22 protein-coding genes and 1 tRNA gene are annotated in these 25,568 nt (G+C 51.5%); 12 read left to right on the top strand and 11 right to left on the bottom strand.

What is annotated here, in order from left to right; all coding sequences use genetic code 11:
- Positions 1-4 precede the first annotated feature (4 nt).
- The 3 genes from H6750_11075 (at position 5) to H6750_11065 (ending at position 2,917) form a co-directional block, all read left to right on the top strand.
- Positions 5-277 (top strand): hypothetical protein, encoded by a 273-nt coding sequence (locus H6750_11075; GenBank protein ID MCB9774851.1) that lies wholly within the window; start codon positions 5-7, stop codon positions 275-277.
- 92 nt (positions 278-369) lie between these two features.
- Entirely contained in the window at positions 370-1,548 is a 1,179-nt protein-coding gene (locus H6750_11070; protein MCB9774850.1) for a dicarboxylate/amino acid:cation symporter, read from the top strand.
- A 115-nt stretch (positions 1,549-1,663) separates the two neighbouring features.
- Positions 1,664-2,917 (top strand): argininosuccinate synthase, encoded by a 1,254-nt coding sequence (locus H6750_11065; protein MCB9774849.1) that lies wholly within the window; start codon positions 1,664-1,666, stop codon positions 2,915-2,917.
- A gap of 66 nt (positions 2,918-2,983) precedes the next feature.
- Here the strand turns inward: H6750_11065 and H6750_11060 are convergent, their stop codons facing one another.
- From H6750_11060 to rfaE2, 3 genes are read right to left on the bottom strand one after another with little or no spacing between them, the layout of a single operon-like run.
- Entirely contained in the window at positions 2,984-3,904 is a 921-nt protein-coding gene (locus tag H6750_11060; protein ID MCB9774848.1) for a peptidyl-prolyl cis-trans isomerase, read from the bottom strand.
- A gap of 1 nt (position 3,905) precedes the next feature.
- The gene (gene mfd, locus H6750_11055; GenBank protein ID MCB9774847.1) at positions 3,906-7,385 is read right to left on the bottom strand and encodes a transcription-repair coupling factor; all 3,480 of its coding nucleotides are present in this window, start codon (positions 7,383-7,385) and stop codon (positions 3,906-3,908) included.
- Positions 7,386-7,425: 40 nt separating this feature from the next.
- On the bottom strand, positions 7,426-7,923 hold the full coding sequence (gene rfaE2 / locus H6750_11050) for a D-glycero-beta-D-manno-heptose 1-phosphate adenylyltransferase (GenBank protein MCB9774846.1): 498 nt from the start codon (positions 7,921-7,923) through the stop codon (positions 7,426-7,428).
- Positions 7,924-8,120: 197 nt separating this feature from the next.
- On the opposite strand from rfaE2, the gene H6750_11045 reads away from it, so the two are divergent.
- From H6750_11045 to rplT, 7 genes are all read left to right on the top strand, one after another.
- Complete coding sequence (locus tag H6750_11045; GenBank protein MCB9774845.1) at positions 8,121-9,608, top strand: SLC13/DASS family transporter; 1,488 nt, start codon at positions 8,121-8,123, stop codon at positions 9,606-9,608.
- 220 nt (positions 9,609-9,828) lie between these two features.
- Positions 9,829-10,317 carry a hypothetical protein gene (locus H6750_11040; protein ID MCB9774844.1) on the top strand — a complete coding sequence of 163 codons (489 nt, stop codon included), beginning with the start codon at positions 9,829-9,831 and terminating at the stop codon, positions 10,315-10,317.
- Positions 10,318-10,398: 81 nt separating this feature from the next.
- Positions 10,399-10,473, top strand: a tRNA-Val gene (locus H6750_11035).
- Positions 10,474-10,590: 117 nt separating this feature from the next.
- Positions 10,591-12,534, top strand: a complete 1,944-nt coding sequence (gene thrS, locus H6750_11030) for a threonine--tRNA ligase (protein ID MCB9774843.1) — start codon at positions 10,591-10,593, stop codon at positions 12,532-12,534.
- Positions 12,531-13,049, top strand: coding sequence for a translation initiation factor IF-3 (gene infC, locus H6750_11025; GenBank protein ID MCB9774842.1), 519 nt, complete (start codon positions 12,531-12,533; stop codon positions 13,047-13,049). Before thrS ends, infC begins: the two co-directional genes overlap by 4 nt.
- Before the next feature lie 67 nt (positions 13,050-13,116).
- Positions 13,117-13,311 (top strand): 50S ribosomal protein L35, encoded by a 195-nt coding sequence (gene rpmI, locus H6750_11020; GenBank protein MCB9774841.1) that lies wholly within the window; start codon positions 13,117-13,119, stop codon positions 13,309-13,311.
- A 30-nt stretch (positions 13,312-13,341) separates the two neighbouring features.
- The gene (rplT, locus tag H6750_11015; protein MCB9774840.1) at positions 13,342-13,710 is read left to right on the top strand and encodes a 50S ribosomal protein L20; all 369 of its coding nucleotides are present in this window, start codon (positions 13,342-13,344) and stop codon (positions 13,708-13,710) included.
- Here rplT and pheT read toward each other — a convergent pair.
- From pheT to larC, 6 genes are read right to left on the bottom strand one after another with little or no spacing between them, the layout of a single operon-like run.
- On the bottom strand, positions 13,707-15,401 hold the full coding sequence (gene pheT, locus H6750_11010; protein ID MCB9774839.1) for a phenylalanine--tRNA ligase subunit beta: 1,695 nt from the start codon (positions 15,399-15,401) through the stop codon (positions 13,707-13,709). The two genes, rplT and pheT, sit on opposite strands and share 4 nt — an antisense overlap.
- 8 nt (positions 15,402-15,409) lie before the next feature.
- On the bottom strand, positions 15,410-16,969 hold the full coding sequence (locus H6750_11005) for a phenylalanine--tRNA ligase subunit alpha (protein MCB9774838.1): 1,560 nt from the start codon (positions 16,967-16,969) through the stop codon (positions 15,410-15,412).
- 8 nt (positions 16,970-16,977) lie between these two features.
- Entirely contained in the window at positions 16,978-17,652 is a 675-nt protein-coding gene (locus H6750_11000; protein ID MCB9774837.1) for a ribulose-phosphate 3-epimerase, read from the bottom strand.
- 2 nt (positions 17,653-17,654) lie between these two features.
- Complete coding sequence (gene rsmB / locus H6750_10995; GenBank protein ID MCB9774836.1) at positions 17,655-19,208, bottom strand: 16S rRNA (cytosine(967)-C(5))-methyltransferase RsmB; 1,554 nt, start codon at positions 19,206-19,208, stop codon at positions 17,655-17,657.
- Positions 19,120-20,145: a 4-hydroxythreonine-4-phosphate dehydrogenase PdxA gene (gene pdxA, locus H6750_10990; GenBank protein MCB9774835.1), complete on the bottom strand. Its 1,026-nt coding sequence runs from the start codon at positions 20,143-20,145 to the stop codon at positions 19,120-19,122. Before pdxA ends, rsmB begins: the two co-directional genes overlap by 89 nt.
- 7 nt (positions 20,146-20,152) lie before the next feature.
- Positions 20,153-21,382, bottom strand: coding sequence for a nickel pincer cofactor biosynthesis protein LarC (gene larC, locus H6750_10985; GenBank protein ID MCB9774834.1), 1,230 nt, complete (start codon positions 21,380-21,382; stop codon positions 20,153-20,155).
- 417 nt (positions 21,383-21,799) lie between these two features.
- Between larC and H6750_10980 the strand changes: the two genes are divergently transcribed.
- Together H6750_10980 and H6750_10975 are read left to right on the top strand one after the other, a co-directional pair.
- Positions 21,800-22,258 carry a hypothetical protein gene (locus H6750_10980; protein MCB9774833.1) on the top strand — a complete coding sequence of 153 codons (459 nt, stop codon included), beginning with the start codon at positions 21,800-21,802 and terminating at the stop codon, positions 22,256-22,258.
- Between the two features lie 556 nt (positions 22,259-22,814).
- Complete coding sequence (locus tag H6750_10975; protein MCB9774832.1) at positions 22,815-23,546, top strand: hypothetical protein; 732 nt, start codon at positions 22,815-22,817, stop codon at positions 23,544-23,546.
- Here the strand turns inward: H6750_10975 and larB are convergent.
- Both larB and H6750_10965 read right to left on the bottom strand, forming a co-directional pair.
- Complete coding sequence (gene larB / locus H6750_10970; protein MCB9774831.1) at positions 23,512-24,282, bottom strand: nickel pincer cofactor biosynthesis protein LarB; 771 nt, start codon at positions 24,280-24,282, stop codon at positions 23,512-23,514. The two genes, H6750_10975 and larB, sit on opposite strands and share 35 nt — an antisense overlap.
- Entirely contained in the window at positions 24,279-25,346 is a 1,068-nt protein-coding gene (locus tag H6750_10965; GenBank protein MCB9774830.1) for an NAD(P)-dependent glycerol-3-phosphate dehydrogenase, read from the bottom strand. The genes larB and H6750_10965 overlap by 4 nt, the downstream gene beginning before the upstream one ends.
- Between the last annotated feature and the right edge of the window lie 222 nt (positions 25,347-25,568).

Here is a 25,568-nt window from a genome sequence, read left to right as displayed (position 1 = left end):
AAGTATGTCTTTTTTACAAGTCAGGCAATCGACACTGACAGGGGAGCGCAAGACAATTATCAATGCCGCTGCCATTGCCTATTTGCAAGAAATTAAACCGGACCAGGATCTTATTTGGCAGATTGGTGTGGAACCCTCCAGGGCTCTGATTTTCTTGCATCACAAGCTCGAGCCCATTATTTCCCTCGATAATTTCGATGACCTTGTGAGGCAGACCAATATCAACACTTCGGGTACCCGAGTGGCGGAATCGAAAATAGCTAAAAAGACCAAGTAACTTTTATCTCTTCCTAAATTCAGGTTCGTCCCATTACCAAACAACTCCTTCCTGTAGCTCGTGGAAATGGTCATGGTCCCCTTGTGTGGCTCATGGTGACCGGTGCGGTCGCCGGCGGGGTGCTCGGGGCCCTGGCTCCGGAAGCCGCTATCCATGTGGAAGTCCTTGGTGAACTCTGGCTGCGGATGTTGCGGATGCTGGTGGTGCCTTTGATTGTGGCTTCGATTATCCAGGGGGTTGGATCCCTGGGCGATATTCGCCAATTGGGTAAATTGGGAGGAGCGACAGTTACGTACTATTTGATCACCTCAGGCATGGCAATTTTGCTGGGGGTGATTCTGGTCAGTCTTATAAAACCCGGTGTGGGAGCCGATATTGCCGCAGCGGTGGCCCCTGCCGGATTGGCAGCGGCGGTGAACATCGGATGGCTGGATCTCATAAAGGGATTTCTTTCCCCGAATTTATTCGCGTCCGCTTCACAGGGTGAATTGCTGCCATTGGTCATCTTTTCTCTGGCATTCGGGGCGGCTCTGACGACGGTCGGGGAAACTGGGACATTGGTGCTCAGATTTTTTGAAGGGATATTCGGGGCGATTATGAAGTTGATTCACCTTGTGATGTGGATCGGTCCCATTGGTGTGTTTGGCCTGGTGGCAGGGCGTTTAGCGAGTGCCGGTGGACTTGACGGAATTGTCGCGCTCTTAGTTGGTTTAGGGTTATTCACGGTTACGGTACTTCTGGGATTGGCGATCCATGCAGGAATGATTCTTGGGCTTATTTTGCATGTGGCCGGTCGACGTCATCCCTTGGCCTTTATGCGTTCCCTGGGCGCGGCCCTCACCAGCGCGTTTGCCACGGCCAGCTCGTCTGCAACCTTGCCTCTGACCATGGAGGGGGTCGAAAGTGCCGGTGTGAGCAGTCGATCAAGCCGGTTTGTCCTTCCAGTCGGTGCGACGGTCAATATGGATGGATCGGCATTATATGAAGCAGTGGCCGCAGTGTTTATCGCCCAAGCCTGGGGGATTGCATTAAGTGGAGAAGCGCTTATTGTCCTGTTTGTGGTGGCGACGGTGTCTGCCATTGGCGCTGCAGGGATCCCTGAAGCTGGGCTTGTGACGATGGTCGTGGTCTTTCAGGCAGTCGGGCTTCCCCTCGAGGGCCTGGGGCTCCTCTTGGCCATTGACTGGTTGATCGATCGGTTTCGGACCGCAGTCAATGTCTGGGGGGATGCCGTTGGGGCCGCCGTAGTCGATCGATATATCACCGCCTAATATCGAATTCCCTCATCTTCTTGGGTTATTATCCCCTTCAACAGTGAGCTCTTCCGTTTGAACAAATGGTGAGGGCTGAATAAATATACACAACCTCATTTTAGGTGAACACGGCATGGAATCAAAAATTACGTATCAGAAAATTGCATCTCACGAAGCCAAAAAGGGAACGTTTGATAAGTGTGTTTTGCTGTACTCGGGAGGGCTGGATACCTCCATTATGCTCAAATGGATTCAGGAAGCGTATGCCTGTTCCATCGTGGCGCTTACGGTCGATGTGGGCCAATTACATGAGGATCTTGAGGCGGTAAAAGCCAAGGCGATCAGGCTCGGTGCGGAAGAGGCGGTGGTCATTGACGCCAGGGAGGAATTTGCTGAAAAACTGCTGTCTCGCGCCATTAAAGCCAATGCGGATTACCAGGGAGGGTATCCTCTGTCGACTCCCCTTGCCCGAGTGACACTCTCGGAAATTGCCGTGCGTGTGGCCAAGGAACGGGGAATCAAGGTCATAGCTCACGGCTCTACGGGAAAAGGAAATGATCAGGTTCGCTTTGAAAATTACATCACGACATTGGATGCCACGATGAAAGTGATCGCGCCCGTACGTGAATGGAGTATGGGCCGGGATGAACAAATTGATTATGCCAAACAACACGATATCCCCATTAAACAAACTAAAGAGTACCTGTATTCCCATGATGATAATATGTGGGGCTCGACTAATGAGGGAGGGGATATCGAGGATCCGGCCCGCATTCCTGATTTACGAAAGTTTCTGCAGGTGTGCGTTCCCCCGGAACAGGCACCGGATGAACCGGAAATTGTCGAAGTCGGGTTCAACAAAGGAATCCCTTGTTCAATCAATGGTAAGGATCTGCCCCTTTGCCAGGTCATTGAACGTGCCAATGCGGTAGGGGCAAGGCATGGGATAGGCATTGTGCATTTGACGGAGGATCGCTTGGTGGGATTGAAAGTTCGTGGTGTGTATGAAGCTCCGGGAGCAGAAATTCTGATCAAAGCGCATTTTAATCTGGAAAAACTCGTCAATACCCGAGATTTAAACGAACTGAAAAAAATCATTGATGAAAAGTGGGCGTACACCTGTTATGGCGCTAAATGGTTTGATCCGTCAATGGATGCCATCCATGCCTTTCAGGATTCCGCCAATCAGCGTGTGAAGGGAACGGTAAAGGTAAAGCTGTTTAAAGGAAAAGCTGATGTGGTCGCGATGACATCCCCCTATTCCTTATTCGATGCCAACTTGGCCACTTTTAATAAAGATGCGAGTTTCAACCAGAATGCGTCTGCAGGTTTTATTGAGATTTACAATCTGGCCCAAAAGACCTATCGGCGCTTAGATCAGGTGTAAGAAGGCGTATGACAGGGATTCGTGACGGGAGAAGGTCTTAAACGATCAGCGGGGAAATGAATACCTCTATTTCAGCTTCACATCGATGAAGGCTTTTTGTTTGATATCGGCAAGCCAATTTCGATAGGCTTCCTCGGATCGTTGCTTAGTAAGCATCCCACGGATATCCCGCTCCACGACTTCAAGCGGGAACGGCTGGGGTTCTTGAATTTCTTCTACCATGATGAGGTGGAAACCTAAGAGGGTTTCAATCGGGGCCGAGATCTGTCCCGGTTTCAATTCCTTGACCACCTGCTTCAGGGGGGCTACTAATTCGTTTTCCTGCATCCAGCCTAATTCATGAATTCGCTCGAAATGCCTGGTAGCGAAATCCTCGAACGTCGTATTCGGTGTCCAGGCCGCATACATGGTTTGGGCCTTATTCTTGGCTTTCTCCCGTTCATAGCCTTCCTGTCCGGCTAACAGAATTTGCTGGAGTCGGTACCGGGGCGGTGAGAGAAATAGCGATGAGTTGGCCTCATAATACCGCCGGACTTCTTCTTCCTCTATGACAATGTTCCGGCGAATCTCGAAGTCAAAGAGTTTTTTGAGGAGCATTTGATGCCCGAATTCTTCTTCGGTTTGAGTGGGTGGCAGCGGAGTTCGCCGTAAGGCTTCATCGATCTCCTCCTGAGTGACAGAAAGCCCCTTGGCTTGAGCTTCTTGAATCATGAGGTGATCATCAATCAAGTGGTTCAGGACTTCTCGTTGTTTCTGGAAATATCGCCGGTTCAGTTCCTCTCCGTGATATTTGGCGTTCAGGCGCTTATACTCATCGCGTAATTCTTTTTCAAGATCAGACCACGTGATCACCTCTTTATTCACCACGGCAATAATGCGGTCGGTGAGACTCAAGCTAACCCCGGGAAAGAAGAGAAGGCTCGCCACTACCCAGATGGTGAGCGTCTGAAAAGGCCGGTCTTTCAGGCATACACACACGTTCTTCACGTCATGTTCTCACTTCCTCTTTGGCCATCGACTGCTGGAGTTCCTGTAAAATCGTATTGGCCCTGGGGTACATGGATGCCCAATCCTGCTCCGGCAGGGTCAAACGGTAGGCACGAGGTGAAAGACAGTCCAGGCGATCTTTCCATTTGTCCATCAAAGCACGGATTCCCTGTTCCGGGAGTTTGGCCCGTTCATGAAAGCGCAGGCTCATCAGTCCTCCCCGGACTTCGACATACTCGAGTTGCAGGGCCTTGGCCAACACTTTGATTTGCATGACTTCAAATAGTCGTTCCATGGCGGCAGGAGGCGATCCAAACCGGTCAAGTGTCTCCCCATATAATAAAGCCAAATCCCCTAACCGGTCACTCCCGGATAACCGCTTGTAGAGTCCCAGGCGCTGGGAGGGGTCTTCCACATATTCCTCGGGAATGAAGGCCGAAACGTCAAGTTGAAGAGTGGGTTCCCATTCTTCTTCCACTTCCTGGCCTTTAAGCTGCTGAACAGCCTGTTCCACCATTTGTAAGTATAGATCCAATCCGACGGCGGCGATATTGCCGGACTGTTGTTTCCCGAGTAAATTTCCCGCACCCCGGATTTCCAGGTCAGCGGCTGCGATCCGAAATCCGGAGCCGAGTTCCGCAAATTCTTGAATGGCGTTCATGCGTTTTTGTGCGTCGGTGCTCAGAGTTTCCTCGTTCGGAATGAAGAGGTAGGCAAAGGCCTGTTGTCCGCTTCGCCCGACCCGTCCGCGAAGTTGATACAGCTGGGAGAGCCCGAATAAATCCGCCCGATCAATCAGAATGGTGTTTGCGCTTGGAATATCCAAACCTGATTGGATAATGGCCGAGGCCAGCAGCACATCGGCCTCCTGGTGAAAAAATCGTAACATCACCCGTTCCAATAAATGTTCGTTCATTTGGCCGTGGGCCATCAATACCCGTGCTTCCGGAACCAGATCTTGTAACCAGGCACCCGTCTGCTCCATGGTTTCCACTCGATTGTGCACGTAGTATACCTGCCCTCCACGAGCGAGTTCCCGGGCAATAGCCTCCCGTACCACGGTCGCATCAAACCGGAGGACCTGGGTTTCCACCGCCAAACGACCCGGAGGCGCGGTCTCAATGACGGATAGGTCTCTGACTCCTGAAAAGGCCATCTGCAGAGTTCGGGGGATAGGGGTCGCGGACAGCGTGAGAACATCGACCTGGGTCCGGAGTTGCTTGAGCCGTTCTTTATGGCGGACACCAAACGATTGTTCTTCGTCGATAATCACCAAGCCCAATTGTTTAAAAACGACATCTTTCTGCACGACCCGGTGCGTCCCGATCACAATGTCAATCACCCCGCTTGCCAAGTCTTTGAGTGTAGCTTTGATCTCATTGGCTGACTGAAAGCGTGACAAAATGCCGATTTTGACCGGGAATGGGGCAAACCGTATTGAAAAATTTTCAAAATGTTGTTGAGCCAGCAAGGTCGTGGGAACCAGGACGGCCACCTGCCTGTTGGCCTGGATCGCCTTAAAGGCGGCACGCATCGCGACCTCGGTTTTGCCGTATCCCACATCTCCACAGACCAGGCGGTCCATGGGTTTTGGGGATTCCATATCCCGTCCTATTTCTTCAATGGCTCGCAGTTGGTCCGGAGTTTCTTCATATTCAAAGCCCGCTTCGAATTCCTGAACCAGAAGCGTATCCTCCTGGTACGCGCTCCGTCTGGCGACTTCCCGATTGGCATAGAGTTCAACGAGTTCCTCGGTCATATCCTCGATGCCTTTTTTGATTTTCGCCTTGGTTTTGCCCCAAGCCGTGCCTCCCAGGCGGTCCAGTCGCGGGGCCCGTTGTTCCGCTCCCCGATAGCGGTGGATGTGATTCAGGCGGTCCAGCGGGACATACAGGGTATCGGTTCCACCGAATTGCAGGAGCAAATAATCACTGGTAAAGCCCTGCACTTCCAACCGGCGCAAACCCAGATACCGTCCAATTCCATGTTGAAGATGGACGACGAGATCGCCTTCTTTCAGATCCTCCAGCGAGGAGAAAAATTTGGCGGTGGGGGATTTTGTGTGGGGACGATGCCGGATGCCCTTCCCAAATAACTCTTCCTCGGTGACGAACGCGATGTGTCCGTCAGGTGAGAGGAACCCTGCCGAGAGGTCTCCTTCAAGACAGTAAAAGGGTGCGCGGGCATCCGTCGCCGGTTGGGGGAAGGGGTGTTGCCACTTGTTGGCGGGGAAGCCGTGGTCATGCAAGAGAGACAATAGGCGTTCCACCTGTCCCGGGCTGCGAGCGACAAAAAAGATCTCGGAGTCTGCCCGCAATTGGTCCAGCTTGGAAAGGGTTTCCTTAAAGGGAAGCCCGCGAATGCCTACTCCGACACTGCCGGGAGACTGAGCCTGTAAGGAAACAGGCACACAGGGCATGGTGCTGGTATCAGGAGCCACGCTATCCCACCATACGGTTGGACACATGCTGGTATAGGTTTTAATGGTTTCCCACATTTCATAGAGTTGATCGGGGTCAGCGTGAGCGGAGGTGCCCCCCTGGCCAGGCTGGAGGTGTTCCCATGTTTCTAATAATGCATTCCAAAATTGCGCTGCCGCAGCATCCAGATCTACCGGTCGGTAGAAAGAGACGGTGATCGGGGTATGAATGTACTCAAACAGTGTGACAAGTTTTGGATAATACCGGGGAAGATCCCATTCAATGCTTGCCGGAATGTGTTCGATAGCGCTATCCGGTTGCCCGGAATCAGGAGGAATGAACTCCCGAGTGGGTAAGACCCAGGTTTCCTTGAGATGGGTGATGGATTCTTGAGTTGAGGGATCAAACGTCCGGATGGATTCGACCGTATCCCCAAGAAACTCAACCCGGACTGGATGGTCCTGTGCTGTGGAGAAAATATCCACGATACCGCCACGTACACTGAACTCGCCGGGGACTTCAGCCAACGATCCACGTTCATACCCTAGCCGGATTAAGGAACGAAGAAGCACCTCACGCTCGCACGTCTCCCCTATCTTGAGGGAAAAACATGCTTGAGCGAAGACTTCCGGCGGAAGCAGTTTATGCAAGATGGCCGGGAGTGAGCTCACGACGACCGTGCTTGCACCCCGAGACAACCGGTGGAGAGACCGAACGCGCTGACAAATAACGCTGTGGGCCGGCAGTGCCGGGTTATAGGGAATGGTGGCCCATGGAGGGAACAATGCCAGTGTCTCGCGATCCCGCCTGATGAACGAGAAGAAAAATTCCAAATCTTCATACAATTCTTCGGCTTGTTCTTGTGTGGGCGTGATGATGAGGTGTGTTTGGCTGTCAGGGCCGGCGGTCGTTTTCTCCGGAAGTGTGAACAGGGTCATGGCCAGGGCGAGGCAGGCCTGTTGCGTACTAAGCAGACAGGGCGGGGGCGTCTGTTCCGGGATCGCTGGAACGACCGTGCGGAGCTGGTGTGCAAAATGATGGAAGACGGAAGGGACGTTCATAATCTGATATACACCACGAAAAAGGTTCTCGACGTGCGGACTAGCAGGATGGGCTTATTCCATGCGTGGTGAGAATTCGTTCAATAATCGTTGTGGTCGAAACATCGGAGACAAGTGGAATCGTTCGCACACGTCCTCCCCGTTCCTCCACAAAATCTTTTCCGATAATCCGTTCCGGAGTCCAATCTCCTCCTTTTACAAGGACATTGGGTTGGATGGCTTTGATGAGTTTCAAGGGGTCCGGTTCGTCAAAGAGTATGACGTAATCTACGCAACCTAATGCGGCAATGACCTCTGCCCGTTGGGCATCGGTTTGGATTGGTCGGTTCGCCCCCTTACCCAGGTGACGGACTGAACGATCGCTGTTGACTCCGACCACTAATCGGTCTCCCAACTGTTTGGCTTCCGCCAGATATCGCGTATGTCCGATATGCAGCAAATCAAAACACCCATTCGTAAAGACAATGGATTCCCCCGCCTGCTGATGAATCGAAATGCGTTGTAAGAGACTGTCCAAGGTATGAATTTTTGATTGCATAAGGATAAATTGTTGAATCCTTTCCCGGGGTCCCTATCTCACATATCCCCATTTCTGTATGATACCTGCTGTATACGCCAAATCCTAGAGAGGTTACCCAACAAGCCACTTCGGCACATAGGAAAACAGGATATGCGGTCGCGGTCTCAGGCCAAACCGGATGTCCTAAGCCTGAGCGCGTCCATTTCAAGAGCTGCATGAGCCAATCCGGTCAAGGTCCCCATACCGCCATTCCGGCGCATCAATTTGGTCTCTTTGCCGCCCCGCTCATTGCCGGGTTGATGTTTGTGCTGCTTCCCGAATCCCTGTCCGACCCCGCGAGAATTCTGGCAACAATTTTAAGCTGGGTCGTGGTGATGTGGATTACGGAGCCTATTCCTCTGCCCATTACCGCTTTGCTGGGCTGTGGATTGTGTGTCGTTGCAGGGTTAGGAGACATGCAATCCGTGTTTTCTGCCTATGCCCACCCTATCATCTTCCTGTTTATTGGGAGTTTCTTCATATCGGAGGCCCTCTCCGTGCATGGGTTGGACCGCCGGTTTGGCAATTGGCTGTTGTCACGTAAATGTGTGGGTTCCAATCCTATTCGTATTATGATGGCTATGAGTTTGGCTGTTGCCGGCCTGTCTATGTGGATTAACAATACTGCGGCAACGGCGGTCATGCTACCCATTGCGCTTGGTGTATTGCGGGCGCTTCGGCAGGGCCATCCTAATTTGAACACCTTTGAGACCGGGTTTTTGCTGTGTCTGGCTTATGGCGCCGGTATTGGAGGGGTGGCCACTCTCGTCGGCACCGCGCCAAATTTAATCGGGGTGGGGCTATTAGCCCAGCAAGCCAATTTCACGATTTCATTCGACCAATGGTTGCTGATTGGATTGCCGTTGGCGAGTGTGATGCTGCTCGTGATGTTTACTCTTTTGTATTGGTTACATCCTCCCCCTTCTCAGTCGTCTTTTCATGAAGAATCTTCTGTTCTCAAGATTTCGGGCCCTCTTCCCTGGACTCGAGGGGAGCAATATACGTTTGCGGTGTTTGTGCTGGCTGTCCTGCTGTGGCTACTCCCGGCCATGCTCTCAATATGGTTGGAAGGGGATCATGCCGTCGTGCAATGGGTTCGTGCTCATTTGCCGAAAGAATTGGTGCCTATTTTTGCCTCCGGGCTTTTGTTTCTTCTGCCCTTGGACTTTCGGCAGGGGAAATTCACCTTAACCTGGAAAGAAGCCGCCAATATTCATTGGGGAACGATCCTGTTATTCGGAGGAGGCATCGCCTTTGGGGAGCTGATGGTGGAAACCGAATTGGCGAAAGCGATTGGCCAGGGTATGGTGGCTATGTTTGGGATCGAGTCTATCTGGGGATTAACGGGTGTGGCCATTCTGACGGCCCTGGTTCTCACGGAGCTTGCGTCGAATACCGCAGCCACCAGCATGATTGTGCCGGTGCTCATCGCCATAGCCCACACGGCCAATTTTTCTCCTGTCCCTCCGGTCCTTGGAGCGTGTATGGCTGCAAGTCTGGCATTTGTGTTGCCGGTTTCTACTCCTCCGAATGCCATTGTGTATGGAACGGGGAAAATTCCGATTCTCCGAATGGTGCAAGCCGGATTGTTGTTGGATGCCATTGGTGGCGTGTTGATTTGGGGCACATTACGTATAGTGGGTCCACTTTTGGGAATTGCTTGAGTTTCTCAACCTAGGAGATAGACCTCAATTGATTTTTAAATAATGTTCCGACATAATCCTCGCTTGCATTTCACCTGACCCTAATAACGTGTCTGTGAACCCTTCTCACATACGGTTTGCTCTATTAACCCAGGATCCTGATCTCAGGTCGCGGGTTGAAGGTCCTGATCTCCAGAACACCATTACGGTGTTGGATGACTGCTCTTCTCTGGAAGCAGCCATGCGCTCTCAACAATTTACCGGCGTGATTCTGGATGAATCCGGAAAGAAATTTTTTCCTGCCTTGTCGGCACTGAATGGCCAATTAAATTTGTCCAAGACATTTATCTATGCCGGTCCCTTGCCCGCCTGGAGTACCATGAATCAGATCCGGCAGGTTATGGGAGATCAACCATCGAAAGAGGGGGCTATCGATCCGAAAGATGTGAGCTTGGCCAGTTATGTGGAAAAAAAATTGGGGGATTTTGTTCGAGCAATGAATGTCGGATCAGGGAAAAACCTCTATCCTACCTTAATGAGAGCCGTTGAACGGCCCCTGATTGAACTGGCCTTACGAGAAACGCATGGCAATCAGATCAAAGCGGCTCGGCTTCTTGGCCTCAATCGCAATACTCTCAGGAAAAAGATTACAGAATTTCAAATCTCCGTCAATCAGTTAAAGCAATCTACTGCCGGAAAACGCAAAAAGACGGAATCGGATTCTGTTTGATCGTCTTTCCATTTCCCCTTGAAAAATAACCATTTCTTGACAAGCTCGGCAATGCAGTCTAGCATATGGCCGGTAAGATATAGGCGCGTAGCTCAGGGGGAGAGCGCTACCTTGACACGGTAGAGGTCGGCGGTTCAATACCGCCCGCGCCTACCATTATCTTTCTCCAAAAAAGCCTGACAGGTATCCAGCTTCCTTGATTGAGGGGAATGGTGCCTTTTCTTGCGTTTATCAGGGAATGTAAATCCTTTTTTATTAGGTGTTTTTACTCCAATGGAATCTATTCAGGTATCACTGCAAGGCGAAAGTAGCCAGCCTCTTCCCAAAGGAATTTCGGCGAAAGCGGCACTAGAGAGGCTGAAGGGAGCCGTGCCACCTGAGGTGTTTGCTGTGAAGGCCAATGGGGTGGAAATAGACCTCCTGGCTTCCCTTGAGACCGATTCAACCTTGCAGCCGTTGATGTTTGATTCCCCAGAAGGCAAAGAAATTTATCGGCACAGTAGTACGCATATTATGGCCCAAGCGGTGAAGGAGTGTTTTCCTTCCGCACAATTAACAATTGGTCCGGCCATTGAAGAGGGCTTTTTTTATGACTTTGCCTTTGAGCGCCCGTTCACGCCGGAAGATTTAGAAAAAATCGAAGCTCGAGCGTTGGAAATCATCAAACGGAATCTTTCGGTTTCAAGACGTGAGTTCTCCAAGGAAGAGGCAATAGAATTTTTTAAAAATCGTGGTGAATTCTATAAGGTAGAGCTTATTCAAGGGTTTCCTGATGGAGAACCGGTATCTGCTTATACCCAAGGGGACTTCGTTGATCTCTGTCGTGGCCCCCATCTCCCGGCCACGGGCTATGTCAAGGCCTTTAAAATTCTAAATAGCGCAGGAGCCTATTGGCGAGGGGATGAACGAAATCCCATGTTGCAGCGGCTTTATGGCACATCATTCCCCTCTAAAGAAGCCTTGCAGGCTCATTTGGATAATTTAGAGGAGATCAAACGTCGTGATCATAGAAAGCTCGGGAAAGACCTCGATTTATTTAGTATTCAGGACGAAACCGGACCCGGTCTTATTTTATGGCACCCCAAAGGGGCACAAATCCGTCTGCTGATTGAAAATTTCTGGCGGACACAACATTTAGCCAATCAGTATGAGTTGGTCTATTCGCCGCATGTGGCTCGGTTGGATTTATGGAAAACCAGCGGGCATGTGGACTTCTACAAAGAAAATATGTTCGCTTCCATGCCTGTCGAGTCCAGTGAATATCAGTTAAAGCCCATGAATTGCCCGTTTCACATCATGGTGTATAAATCACATTTGCGCAGTTATCGTGATCTGCCTATCCGCTATGGGGAATTGGGAACGGTCTACCGGTACGAACGTTCCGGAGTTCTGCATGGCCTGATGCGGGTTCGGGGATTTACCCAGGACGATGCTCATTTATTCTGCCGCCCTGACCAGTTGGGTGAAGAGGTCCAAAAGGTCCTGAAGTTTATTACGAGCATGCTGGGGACTTTTGGATTTACGGAATTCAAGATGTTTCTCTCCACTCGGCCGGAAAAGGCTGTGGGGACGATCGATCAGTGGGATCAAGCGACCCTTGCGTTGGAAAATGCCCTGAAAAACGGGGGCTATTCATATCAGGAAGATCCGGGGGAAGGGGTCTTTTACGGGCCTAAAATCGATGTCAAAATTCAGGATGCCTTAGGCCGATCCTGGCAATGCTCAACGGTTCAGATCGATTTCAATAATCCCGAAAGGTTTGGGCTGACCTACGTAGGTGATGATGGTAAAACTCATCAACCCATCATGATTCACAGGGCTTTACTAGGATCGATTGAGCGATTTTTCGGGATTCTCCTGGAGCATTTTGGGGGTGCCTTTCCGGTCTGGTTGGCCCCTGTTCAGGTTACAGTCCTCCCAATTTCAGAAAAACATCAAGGGTATGCTCAAGAGGTTGAAAAAAATCTTCGTCAGGAAGGCTGTCGCGTCGTCTTAGACTTGCGAAATGAAAAGATTGGCCTTAAAATCCGTGAGGCTGAAAAGGCAAAGATTCCTTTCATGATTATCGTGGGGGATCGGGAAGCTGAAGCAAAGATGGTTGCGGTGCGGCAAAGGAACGGGAAAAATTTGGGAACGATGCCTATTATTGATTTGGTGACGCTGATTCGGGAAGACATGCCCGAGGCTGTTAAAAAGGGTTCTTTACTTTTCGAATGACTCGTCCGGTGACACCCAAACAACGTATTAATCATTTCATCAAAAATCCTGAAGTCCGGGTTATTGGTGCTGAAGGTGAACAACTTGGAATCCTGAAGACATCCGAGGCGATTCGGCAGGCGAGGGAAATTGGATATGATTTGGTGGAAGTGGCTCCTACCGCGGACCCTCCGGTCTGCCGTATTATGGATTATGGGAAATTTAAGTATGAACAGAGCAAAAAAGAACATCGCATGCGACTTAACCAGAAATCCACCCAGGTTAAGGAAGTTAAATTTCGGCCTCGGACAGACAAGCACGATATGGAGACGAAAGTCCGGCAAATACGGGACTTCCTGGAAGAAGGGAATAAGACCAAAGTTACGGTTATGTTCCGCGGTCGAGAAATGGCCAATCAAGAGCTTGGGTTCAAAGCGATTCAGAAGGTTATTGAGGAGTTAAAGGGCGCAGGAAATATTGAAAGTCCTCCTAGAATGGAGGGACGGAATCTTTACATGGTGGTCGCGCCAAAATAATTGGCTAAGTTGAGGAAAAGCCGGCAGTTTGCCGGTCGTTGAAAAAGGAAAATAAGAAATGGCAAAAATGAAATTAAAAAATCACTCAGGAGCCAGTAAGCGATTTAAACGATCCGGCTCTGGCAAGTGGATGCGGCGAAAGGCCGGAATGCGTCATATCCTCACTTCCAAGGCACCTGGAGTCAAATCCAGACTAAGCGGTTCAGCAGAGGTCAGAAAGGAAGACCAAACTTCACTGTCTCGATTACTCCCCTATAAGTAGTAACATTTCAAAAATTAAGGAGAACGTGTCATGCCAAGGGTAAAAGGTGGGCCACAAACTCGACAGCGCCGGAAAAAGCGGCTCAAACTGGCGAGCGGCCAATATGGAGGAAAAAGTAAACTTTTCCGGACTGCTACCGAATCAGTGGATAAGGGGCAAGCGTATGCCTACACTGGACGGAAACAGAGAAAACGTAATTTCCGGCAGCTCTGGGTTACCCGAATCAACGCGGCTGTTCGCGCGCAAGGAGTCACCTATAGTCAGTTCATGAATGCGCTGAAGAAAGCCAATGTGTTATTAAATCGAAAAATGCTTTCAGAAATGGCGATTCACGATCCTCAAGGCTTTGCTCACCTTGTGACCCTCACCAAGGGAGACGGACAACCCGTCGCCGCCTAAGCTTCCGGCTTTCTGATCTCGAATTCAAACCCGGAGGTTGGCATATCGATTTGCCAGGATTCGAGTACTTCCGGGTGAAACTCTCCGATATATCCTACTGCATGCCCATTACAGCGGATACGGCCGACTCGTCCCTCTAAAAATGAGGGATGAGTGACTGGCTCCAGTTCGTAGGGCCACGCCATGTAATACATCAATAAATCCAGGTAACTATGAATTTCTGAAAAATTTGCTCCCGAATTGGCGCTAATGGCGGCAACGGACAGGGTCGTGCGAGAACCCACATTGGCCTCCAAATCCAGTTGAGCCGTTTCTCCCACCTCAAAAAGTAGATGAGGATAAAACGCGCGAGGTGATAGGGCTTCCACCCGAAGCAGGCACGGTAAAATGGAAGGTCTCAGGCAGGCATAGGTTTGGGACATGACGTTGTCCACTTCTACCAGTTGCGCATATTCGGTATCAGTAATCCGCATCCTTTCCACCAACTCCTGATGGGAAGCCATGATATTGGAAAATATTTCCTGAAATCCAAATCCGACCAGAAGATCACGCATACGATCGCTGGTTTGTTCTTCCATCGAGAGACTTCCAACCGTGAAGGTCTGTGGCATGATGGGAGAAAACGATTCATAGCCTCTGGTAATGGCCACATCTTCCGCGACATCCATCACATGCATGAAATCGTTTCGAAAAGCGGGTAAGGTGACGGATACGGACTGCCTGGTCGCTTTCACCTGGTATCCATAAGAGGCAAGGGCTTCCTGAATCGCTTCCGAACCGAGTGGCATTCCCAAGGCCTGTTCAATGGCTTCCATGGAAATCCGTTGGGATTGATTCATGCTCAGTGGGGTTTTAATGGTCGTGCCGAATTCAGTTTTGTAGGGATAGTTAATGTCCAATGATTCGATGGTGGCCCCACGATCGGCTAAATTGCAGGCAAAAATATTCAAGGCCAAGACAACCATACTTAAGTCGGTTCCGGTGACTTCCACAAGTAAGTCCGTGTCCCCTAACCGCACTTCACCAAGTTCACGACTATTGATGATGGGAGGAAAGGACAATACCTGTCCATCTGAATCCCAAAGAAGCGGCAACCGGTCGCATCCAGCGAGAATGGATCCATATTCCAGGCCTTTGGGATGAACGGTGAGGATTTCCTGGGGGGTCATTTTTTCATCAAAGCCCAATGGCGTAAATCGAATCTCATCCGGTTTCACGAGGCCATAGGTGACCGGAAAGGCAATGGCGGAGGCACGATAGAGGCCGATCGATACGGTCTCACGTTTTCGCCCAAAAGCGTCGGCTAATTTTTCCTGAGTTTGAATACACTGGTCGAGGCCATCAGGCGTCATGGCATATCCCATCGAGACGCAACCCGCGACATATGGTCGAACGGTTTCCATGCCCTGGGCCACTTGAATCCGGCGTTTGGCGCCCCTCTTCTCCGAAAAAAAGGCGTAAGGGGGCATCCCTTTATTCAGCACCGATCGAATTTGTCGGGCAATCCCCTCCACACACCATAAATCAGGCCGATTGGTATCTTGAAGTTCCACGCGCATTTCACCAGTCTCCTGTGAGACGTCTTTGACCTCCCCTTTCACATAGGGCATCCATTGTTCAATGTCTGACAGAGAGGCATCACGACCAACAAGTCGACAGAAATCTTTTTGGAAAATGGAAATGGTTGGCATGGGCGTAGCTAAAAATGACGGCGCATATTGCGAACCGCTTCTAGATCGGAAGTGAATAAATCGCGAATATCCTGTATCCCAAGGGCGATCATGGCCATTCGATCCAGCCCGAGTCCCCATGCAATAACCGGAACCGTCACTCCTAACGGGATGGTGACTTCAGATCGGAAAAGACCGGCGCCACCCAATTCCATCCATCCAAGCTTGGGATGACGGACATGCAATTCCACCGAGGGTTCGGTGAACGGGAAATAAGCCGGAAAAAATCGAATCTCTTTGGCTTGTGCCATTTCCGTGGCGAACAATTGCAGGAGTCCCAAAAGTGTTCGAAAGTTGATATCGGAGCCAAGCACTATCCCCTCCACCTGAAAAAAGTCCGTGGCATGCGTGGCATCGACATTGTCATAACGGAAACACCGGGCAATGGAAAAAAATTTGCCGGGAACCGGGGGATTCTGTGCCAAGGTCCGAGCGGAAACAGCCGTGCCCTGGCTACGGAGGACTAAGCGCTTCGCCCGCTCAGGGTCATACTCGTATTTCCACCCTTTCGATCCGCTCGTTCCCCCATCACGGTGGACTTGGCTTACCTGGCTGAGAAATGGCTCCTGAATTTTCTTAGCCATCTTGGGATTTTTGACAAAATATACATCATGGATGGCACGAGCAGGATGGAATTGAGGCATGAAAAGGGCGTCCATATCCCAAAATTCCGTCTCAATGAGTTCGCCACGCATTTCCTGAAACCCCATGCTCGTGAGCTTGTACTTCACGGTATCCAGAAATTCCCGATAGGAATGCCGCCTGCCGACTGCCAGGCGAGGGGGGCGAAGGTTGATGGAGTATTTACGAAAGGATACGTGACGCCAGGATCCGTCTTTTAAGAGTTCCGGGGTTAATTGAGAAATTTCTTGGGCGGCCCCTTCCCGTAAATGAGGCAGAAGATTCCGGCCCTCATCTGTCAGGACGTAGGTCCGTTCGGTATGATCATCGATGCGAAAGGGTTCCTGCGTATTACCCCGTTTGACGGCGTATTGGCGAAGCAATGCCTGCTGATCGGATGCAAACGAATCCAGGGGTTGTGCACCTTCCTGAACCTGATTAAGCAGACTTCGCAGGTCCCTTGCGGTGACACTGTCCTTGCTGGTTATCTCCAGCACTCCCCCTGCACCCATCTGAAGGACGCCTTCTTTCTTGAGAATTCCGATCGCCCGGCTTAGTTCGGAGGGTTGGAATTTCCCCGTGCCTTGAAGATCCTTCACGGTTGGTGCTGAACCTTCATGAGTGGCACTTTTCACTGTCTGAAGAATCCACTCAAGTGGAGAAGAGTCCGGCTGGTGGTATTGGGCACCGATCGTGGTGAGGGAGACATACGTCGTTGTGGTTTCTGACGACAGGCTCACCAGTTGTTTCGTAAGCAACCATCCGACCGCCATGCTGACTTGTGAGGGGGCCAGCTCAGTATGATTGGCAAGTTGAAGGTCTGAAAGTGGCTGAGGGTATTTCCCCAGTTCACGGAGGACCTGAATTTCGAGAGGATGAAGGCTGTCCGTATTATTCGGAGAATTCATGGGCCCGATTAGACGATCACGGTCTGAGCCGCGGTTCGCATCCGCCGAATGGTTTCAGGAATATTCTTGCTGCCAAAAATGGCGGAACCGGCAACCAGAACATTCGCACCGGCCTGAATCACCGAAGCCACGTTGGTCAGGTTGACTCCCCCATCCACTTCCAAATGTGCCGAACTGCGCGAATTATTGATCATGGTCCGGACCCGCCGGATCTTATCCAGGCAGGATGAGATAAATTGTTGGCCTCCAAAGCCGGGATTCACAGACATCACCAGGATTAGATCCACGTCACCAAGAATTTCCTCAACGCTAGTAACGGACGTCGCCGGATTCAAGGACACTCCGGCTTTGACTTGTCGTTCCTTAATAGACTGCACCGTACGGTGTAAATGTGGGCAGGCTTCAACATGCACGGTTAACAGGTCCGCTCCGGCATCCACGAATTCAGGGATAAAATCATCCGGGTTGGTCATCATCAGATGAACATCTAATGGCAAGGAGGTTACCTTGCGAAGCGCTTCAACCATGGGCGGACCAACCGTCAAATTAGGAACAAAATGGCCATCCATCACATCCACATGGATCCAATCCGCACCGGCTGCTTCCACCATCTGGACGGCTTCCGCGAGCCGGGCAAAGTCAGCAGAAAGGATTGAAGGGGAGATTAAAGGTGTGACTGGCATTGTTATTCAGATTTTTTCAACCGGCACGCAAAAAAGCCATCCATGTTCAACGTCTGAAAGGCCGTACACAAATGCCCCAGGGCAGTAATGAGTGATTGCCCGGCAGCGGGCACCCAAGGTGTGACGGATTCCTGATAAAATTCAGGATGTTCCTGACAAAATCCGGAGATAATCTCTGTGGTCTCCTCCGGTTCGACTGAGCAGGCACTATAGACCAAGATTCCCCCTGGTCTCAAGAGGTTGGAGACCCGATCCAGAATCTCACGTTGAAGAGCCTTGGCATGTTGAATGGCCGATAGAGATTTTATTAATTTTCCTTCGGGGTGCCGGCGAAGAATACCCAGAGCAGAACAGGGGGCATCAAGCAGAATGCGGTCAAACGGTTGGGTTAGCACGGCAGGAACCGTGAGACGGGTCGTTGAGACATGGTTTGTCCTGTCGTGTCCGGATGATGCAGTCAGATCATGGTGAACAGGCTGAACAATGGAAATTCCCAGCCTGGCACAATTTGAAACGAGCCGGTCTAACCGTCCCTGATGACGATCAAGTGCCACAATGGATCCTTGGTTTTTCATCAATTGAGCCAGGTGTGCGGTTTTTCCTCCGGGAGCCGCACAGGCATCAAGAACACGGTCGCCGGGCTGAGGGTCAATGAGCAAGGGGATGAGTTGGGCGGCTTCGTCCTCCACGTAACACCAGCCGTCTTTCAAGGCGGACAGTTCTCCGGGACTACCACATTTGTTCAAAATTAAACCGACGGGGCTCACAGTGGTTTCCCGGGCAAGTATTTCTTCCGATCGGAGCCGGGCAAGCAATTGGGAACGGGAACACTGAAGAGTATTCGTTCGAATCGTTAACGGAGGAATGCCAATAGATTGTTGGCAAAGGTGTTCCGCTTGTGGGAGTCCGAAGGATTGTCGCCAGCGCTCAACTAACCAGGGCGGACACGCATATCGAATGGAAAGGGCCTGGGTGGCATCGACTGCCGGATCGGGCATGGGCGGAACAGGTTGCCGGAGTAGATTGCGCAATACGGCATTCACGAAACCGGACCAATTGTGTCCGGGCTGTTTCCGGATCAGCTGAACGGCTTCATTCACTGCGGCGGAAGCCGGAATACGATCGAGATAGAGCAATTGATAGGCAGCCACCCGTAGCGTCGTGGCAACCGTCAGCGGCAGGCGGATCATGGGTTTGCGGGAGACCTGATCCAATCGCCAATCCAGGGTGAGGTAATGCCGTAACACTCCATAGACCAACTCAAATGCCAGGTGCCGATCGCGGGGGGTGATCACGAGGTCTTTCGTGATGTGATCGAACACGTCATCGCTGAAAGCCCGGGTGCGTTCAATTGTCTGCAAGGCAGCGCCAGCGATTTTTCTCGCACTCCAGGAGCGACCAGTCGACGATGCCGGTGGTTTGGCGGCGGATGCCGGTTTCTGCGCTCCCATCTTCACGGCTTGCCGATCATGGGGAATGTGTGGCCAACCTGGCAGCCATTTCCATGGCTTCAACAAGGCTTGTGGGATCAGCCTTGCCTTGCCCAGCAATGTCATAGGCCGTGCCGTGGTCAACCGAGGTGCGAATGATCGGCAGACCCACCGTGATGTTCACGCAATGGCCGAAGGCCACCGTTTTGAGCGGAATCAATCCCTGGTCGTGATACAAGGCGACAATGCCATCAAATGATCCTCGTACCGCCTTGCCGAACAAGGTATCGGCAGGATGAGGACCCGTGCAGGCAATGCCCTGTTTTTTGGCTTGCCGAATGGCGGGTTGAATAATACGGCCTTCCTCGTCGCCAAACAGGCCATTCTCGCTGGCATGGGGGTTGAGCCCTGCCACGCCGATGCGCGGTTTCTGAATGTGGAACAAGCGTGTGAGTCCCTGATGAGCCAATCGAATGGCCCGGAGAATTGTGGTGGAGGTCAACACCTTCGGGACATCACGGAGAGCCAGGTGGGTGGTCGCAAATAATATTTTCAAGGGACCCCCGACTATCATCATCCCCGACTCTTTTGCTTTTGTCAGATCCGCTAACATTTCGGTATGGCCAGGGTACGTGTGCCCTGCTAAATGCATCGCATGTTTATTAATTGGTGCCGTCACGATGCCCTGCACGCAACCGGCCTGGGCTAACCGGACGGCTGTTTGAATGCACGTGACTGCGATATCCCCCGAGCGTGACGTGACACGCCCAAGCCTGACCGGACGGATTGATCCGGAAAAGGGATCCAAGACGGGGAGAGAGCCCCGGCGGAACATTCGAGAGTTGGAGGTTGATTCGTGCCCGCTCACCGGCACAAGAACCAGTGAGGTCCCCAAGGATTGCGCGGTGTATTCCAGGATGGTCCGGCTACCAATGACCAGGGGCCGACAGACTCGCCAGATTTTCGGCAACTGGAGAGCCTTCACAATAATTTCCGGTCCGATCCCGGCAGGATCGCCCATGGTAATCGCCAGAAGCGGTTTGGTTGATTGCGTGGAGGCCATGATTGGATTACTTTCGCTCTGCCAATTTGTCAGGAGAAGTTTTGCGCGTGGATGGGGCTTTCGAGCTGACATAGGTCCGGCGGGCAAGGTCAATGATCGTTTGAACAGGCTGCTTGGTGCGCTCGGCCAACGTCACACAATCCTGATACTCGGGAGTGACCTTCAAACGGCCCTTTCCAAGACCGGCAATCTTCATGCGGACAGAGCCCCCCAACAGTTTAATTGTTTGGAAGGAGCGAGGCAGAATGGCTCGGTCCATTTCCTGAATCCGTATTCCCAGCGTCGAGGTTTCGGAAAATAGTAGCGACTGCAAGGCCTGAAGGTCTTGTGAGAGAGCGATCACTGTCACAATCGTGCCGGGCCGACTCCGTTTCATGATGGTCGGCGTCAAGGTGACATCTAGAGCTCCGGCCTCGAACAGGCGCTCCATGACCACCTCATATAATTGCGGATTCATATCATCAATGTTCGTCTCAAGTTGGAAAACACGTTCGGTGTGATCCAAAGAGTCAGGCTCTTGAATACCAACAAATACACGCAGCACATTAGGCCAGCCATGAGGATCGGCCGTGCCTGCGCCATATCCCACTGTTTGTGGCGTTAATGGGGGGAGCGGTTTACAATCTTGGGAGAGCGTTTTAACCAAGGCGATCCCGGTAGGGGTCGTGAATTCAATAGCCGGTCCATTAGAGAGAATGGGAATGCCCTGGGCCATGTGCGCCACTGCCGGTCCCGGCACCGGAAGCAGCCCATGCGCTGTGGAAATAGTGCCGGCTCCCAGATTGATAGGTGAAAAGGACACCGTTGTGATGTTTAGATGTGCAAAACCCAGCAGGGTCCCGACAATATCTACCAGCGAATCAATCACGCCCACCTCATGAAAATGTACTTTATGCGGTTCTTGGCCGTGAACCCTGCCTTCGGCTTCAGCCAGAAGCTGGAAGGTGTGAAGGGCTTGCGTTCGAATGGTTTCGGGCAGACAGCTATTTCCTAATGTCTTTCGAATCGCGGAGAGGGACAAAGGCTTGGTGAACCCTTTGTGAATATCCACATCCACTTTGGTAGCCCGGATGCTGTTGCGGATCACTTGCTGTTCGCGAAGTCGATAGCCTTTGATGCCCAGGGCTTTGAGGCCTTTTTTCAATATACTCAAGGGTACACCGGTATCCACGAGGGCACCCAAAAACATGTCGCCGCTGACTCCTGAAAATGCATCGATATGAAGATGTCTGGCCATGAAATTACACCTGAAAATTTGAAAAAGTCCAAAGGCGAAACCGTATCATATCAAAATCCTGAATGCGACGCTGAGTTGGTCATTGAGAAGGGGGAAAATTTTCTTGAAATAATCCGGGTGTCGCCCCGGCGCACGAGGTCCTTTTGTTACGGCAAAAGGACCCAAAACCATGTTGGCCCTGTCGTTGCCCTTCGGGTTCCTTGCGCGGTTCGCCAATTCCGGCGGCGGCGCAAACTCGCGGAGCCTGTCCTGAGTCTTACTGAAGGGCTCAGACAGTGCGCCCCCGTCTTTCCAGACTCGGCTGCACTGCTCGGCCACGCCAAAGGCTTAAGAGGCATAAACGAGGTCAAACAAAAAAACTTGTGGCGGACAAAAAACTAGAAAAGAGATTATTTCTCATTTAAAGGGCTTCCTAAAATGAAAAGTGGTGTATTGGAAATTATGGCGGCTAAGTTGGCTTTAGGGCTTTTAATTTCCACAGATTTGCCAGACTTGGCTACAAAGGCTCTTGAAGAGGGATATGATTCACCTTCTCTTAGGATTTTGGCAGGCTTAAATAGGGCCTCTGATACCGATGAGGTCAATCTATTGAAAAAAGCCTTTCATGAGTTAGATGTGGAAATTCCTGAATCACGTGATGCAGTTCTTTATCTAAGCCGCAATGTTGCTGAACAGATTGTACGATGCGAAATTTCTAAATATGAAGGGGCGAGAAAAATCTGGGATCTTAGTTTGAGACCATACGAAGAAAATATTCAGCTATTAGATCCCTTTATTTATGCGCTTAGTGAATGGGATGAAAGACCCGATGATCAACCTTTATTCGAAAAAATGATTATGAGTGCGGCTCAAGATCTTCTTAGTGAATCCTCATGAAACCTGTAAAGGGCACCATCAAATAGTGGTAGAACACTGTCTTATCCTGAATCATGTGGGGTCTCGGGCCAGGAATCTTCAGGCTTGCCGAATCCGGCGGCAGCGCAAACTGGTGGAGCCTGTCCTGAGTCTTCCCTCATCCTTCCGGAGTCATCAGCGGCTCAGCCAGGCTAAAGTCTAAAGAAAAAATAATTCAACAGTTTGGTGATTTGATTGGTCTGAAGGGAAAATGTTTGGCACAATAAGAGGAAGTGCTCAGCACCGAATAGGTAAGGTTTTTATGACCTGCTTGGAGGTCACGCAGTTTTGAGAGATTCTTCGTTATACTCCGAATGACCTGGTTGTCCGGGGGTTGCTTCATTCGGGAATCCTTCGGGATTCATTGAACATTACCTGACCGATGGAATTCACGTTTTTACACATAGGGAACCAGATGCCTCGTTTATGTATACTTTTTCTGAAAACGCTCCAAATTTTTTGGGTAAGTCTCATTGTTGGTTTAGCCTTTTCCCAACAGGTTGTTGCAAAACCAAATAAAGGACCGGCCACTTCCCCCGTGAAAATTTCTGATGTGGTGGTTTCTCCTGATCCGTTTATCCTTGGGAAAAGTGGGTTGAAGTTGACTCTGCTCGTGGAATTGCCGTCATCCTTACGTGGAGCCAATGTCCTGGAAGTTTCTGCCATGATCACCTCACCGACCCGGCGCTCCATGAGTTTTGTCGCACATCGTCTGTTGGTGGACGAACTGGAGACGAAAGGGAAGAATCTTACCATTCCAGTGGAGCTGGTCTGGGATGGGAAGGATCAATACCATCAACTCGTTGCTGATGGCTCGTATTTTTATGAACTCCAGGCCAAGTTAATGGAGGATCAGGGAAATGGCCCCCGGACGAAAATCGTGTCACGTCGGGTTCACGGGACACTCGAAGCGTTGGCGTATGTGGGTGAAGTGTTGCCACCCCTTCCTCCGGAACCGGATATTCCCGAAGAACTTGAGATTCTCCGTGAGGGAGAGAGTTCCGAAGAGAATAGCCCTGTTTCGGAGGAAGGCTTGCAGTCTTCGGACGATCCGATAGTTTCAGAAGAAGAGGCCCCCATGGATGCTGCAGGTGTGCTTCAGCCGGAGGAGGCCGGTGGTTCCGAGGCCGACGTTCAAAGCGTTGAACCGGAAGAGAAAGACGAGAGGACAATCCCTGAAATGGGAGAGTCGCTAACAGCGGAACCATTAAAAAATAAGCCGATGTCTGAGTTACCTACGTCTGGGGAAGAACTCCGGCTTTCCCGTTAATGTTGATGCGGTGGGCGAGACAGCCTGCTCCAAATCCGTTATCGATATTCACCACGCCGATTCCGGATGAGCAGGCATTCAGCATCGTCAAGAGAGGGGCGAGCCCGCCAAAATTTGCCCCGTAGCCCTGGCTGGTGGGCACGGCGACAATCGGGCGATCAACCAACCCTCCCACCACGCTGGGCAATACCCCATCCATTCCTGCGACGACGACGACGACTCGTGCCTGGTGAAGGATTTCCTGGCGATCCAAGAGCCGATGTAAGCCTGCGACGCCAACATCATAGAGCGTCTGTACCCGACTGCCCATGACTTCGGCGGTGACTTTGGCTTCTTCGGCCACAGGGATGTCGGAGGTGCCGGCCGTGACAACAAGAATCAACCCCTGCTTGTCTCGCTTGTTATCGGAAAGCGAGACCATTCTGGCCATTTCATGATGCACCGCCTTGCGGGCCAATCGCTTGAGGCTGCGCGCATTAGCAGGCGAGACCCGTGTCGCCAGGAACGGTCCGCCGGCCTTTAACAATTTTCGAGCGATGGCCGTAATTTGTGCGGGTGTTTTTCCTTCGCACAGGATCACCTCAGGAAAACCCTGTCGAAGCGACCGGTGATGATCCACTGAGGCAAACCCGAGATCTTCAAACGGGAGAGTGCGGAGCTGTCGAATGGCCTGGGGGACAGAAACGTGTCCGCCTTGAACCCGTTGCAGCAAGGCCGCTAACCGGTCATGGTTCATGAATGAGCCCTGGGGCCAAAGGTCGCGGTGCTGGTGGAAAAAAGGCCATCGGTTTCGCCTTTGGCTAATCGGGACATCAGATCTGTCACAATATGCCGTGGATTGCGCCCTTCAAACAACATTTGAAACACGCCGCGCACAATGGGCATATCCACCTGATAACGTTCAGCCAGCGCCATGGCAGCCCGGCTGGTGGGAACGCCTTCAGCCACGGTTCTGGTGGTTGAGCGTAACGTGGTCATATTCGCGCCCTTGGCCAACTGCATGCCGACCTGGTAATTCCGGCTCAACGTCCCGGTGCAGGTGAGCACCAGATCTCCCAACCCCGAAAGCCCATAAAATGTGGCGACATCAGCGCCCATGGCCCGGCCCAACCGGATCATTTCGGCCAGCCCTCTGGTGATTAAGGCCGCCCTCGCGTTAGATCCGAGGTCCAGTCCATCCACCACACCAGCGCCAATGGCCATGACATTTTTTAAGGCCCCGCCCAGTTGCGCCCCGATCATATCCCGTCCGGCATACACGCGAAACTGCGGAGTGATGAAGGCTTGTTGCAAACCATTAACCAGATTGAAATCCCGCCCGGCGAGTAAAATGGTCGTGGGTTTCCATCGGCTCACTTCTGATGCGAAGCTGGGCCCGGAAAGAATGGTGATGAACGGATGCCAGACGGCGGGGAGGTGACTTTCGACCACCTGACTCATTAATTGCAATGTGCCTTCCTCAATGCCTTTGGTGGCGATGATGATGGGAAGGGGTTCATTTAATAACAGGTTGAGTTGCTTCACCATATTGGCCATGGCATGTGATGGTGCCGCGAGCAGGATGACATCTGTGCCCTGCACGCAATCCGGAAGACTGATCGTGGCCTGGATAGAATTGGGTAAGACCACATCCGGGAGATACCAGGAATTTTCTCTAGTGCGTTGGATGGTCTCCGCGACCTCTGGTTCATGTGCCCATAAGCGGATGCTGAATCCTTTGGTGGCCAGGAGGTGAGCTAAAGCCGTTCCCCAGGCTCCGGCTCCAATCACAGAGAGGACGCGAAAGGAAGAGGGTGTCACGGTGTCTCCTGACAAAGGTGATTCATGAATGATGGTGGAGTTGGTGCATGTGCCAAAGGAGTCAAGCGAGATATCGGGGGAGAAACGTGCACCGGTCTTAGGGAACGAATGAGGGTCGATGTTGGGATTAAATCCTGATCTATTGAGAAATTATAAAAATGCAGTGGGAAATGAGTCAAATTATTTTGCGTGTCCCGCCTGGACGAATCGATGGAAATTGGG

The organism is Nitrospiraceae bacterium (genome assembly GCA_020632595.1).
Lineage (GTDB): Bacteria > Nitrospirota > Nitrospiria > Nitrospirales > UBA8639 > Nitrospira_E.
This window is presented reverse-complemented; position numbering and strand designations above follow the sequence as displayed.